Source organism: Ruegeria sp. AP12, assembly GCF_056540025.1.
Genome location: NZ_JBQFVZ010000141.1, coordinates 1 through 904 on the forward strand (window position 1 = coordinate 1; position 904 = coordinate 904).

Annotated in this window: 1 protein-coding gene; it reads right to left on the reverse strand. The window is 58.0% G+C overall.

Annotated elements, in window-relative coordinates:
- Positions 1-153: 153 nt before the first annotated feature.
- The gene (locus ACR0E6_RS21835; RefSeq protein WP_480564403.1) at positions 154-810 is read right to left on the reverse strand and encodes a DsbA family oxidoreductase; all 657 of its coding nucleotides are present in this window, start codon (positions 808-810) and stop codon (positions 154-156) included.
- Between the last annotated feature and the right edge of the window lie 94 nt (positions 811-904).

Below are 904 nucleotides of genomic sequence, written 5' to 3' on the forward strand. Positions count from 1 at the left end.
GATTGAAAAGGCGATGGTCGAGAACATCATTGCGATCAGCGCAATGAATTCTCCACGAGACATGCGGTTGGTCATGGGGACTCCTTACCTGATCGCGCTATCACGACGGATCAGGTTGCGCCAGACCGGAATTTCGCACAGACCTCTGTGCTTCTATGCAGAGGAAGCCTCAAGTTGAGACATGATTTCTCCGATCACTTTCTCCCATATTTCAGGAGGTTGCGCGCCCGGAACGGCATGTTGGTTGGCAACAATGAAGGTCGGGACCGAGCTAACGCCCATCTCGCGTGAGTGGGTGTCGCGGTTGCGGATATCCTCGCGGTCGGCGTCGGATTTCAGCAATTTCATTACCACTGCCGCGTCCATACCAGCGCTATCGGCGATGTCGGACAGGACCTCCGGGTCGCCGATATCACGCGCTTGAACGAAATAGGCGTCGAACAGAGCATCGACAACGGCGTTCTGCTTGCCCTCGATCCCGGCCCAGTGGATCAGGCGATGTGCGTCCAGGGTGTTTGGCGTGCGCTTCATCCCCTCAAAGTCGATTTTGAGGCCTGCATTCTCGGCATGTTCGACCACGGGCGCATAGGCGCGCACCGCACCGTCCTTGCCGCCGAATTTCCGTTCCAGATATTCGCGCCGATCCATGCCCGCGTCTGGCATATCGGGGTTCAGCTGGAACGGGTGCCATTCGATCACAAACGGGTGGTCCGGCAGTTTTGCCAAGGCTTTGTCCAGATGGGTTTTGCCGATGTAGCACCACGGGCAGATCGGATCGGACAGTATATCAAGCTTGACAGTCTGGGTCATCGGTTGGACGCCTTGAAATAGGCCGGCAACGCGCGGCGCAGGAGTTTGCCGTTGCCGCCGGTCGGCAACTCGGGAAGGTGAACAAAGGCGCGCG

Coding starts and splice junctions, on each gene's coding strand:
- ACR0E6_RS21835 (WP_480564403.1), bottom strand. CDS start 810: ATGACCCAGACTGTCAAGCTTGATATACTGTCCGATCCGATCTGCCCG.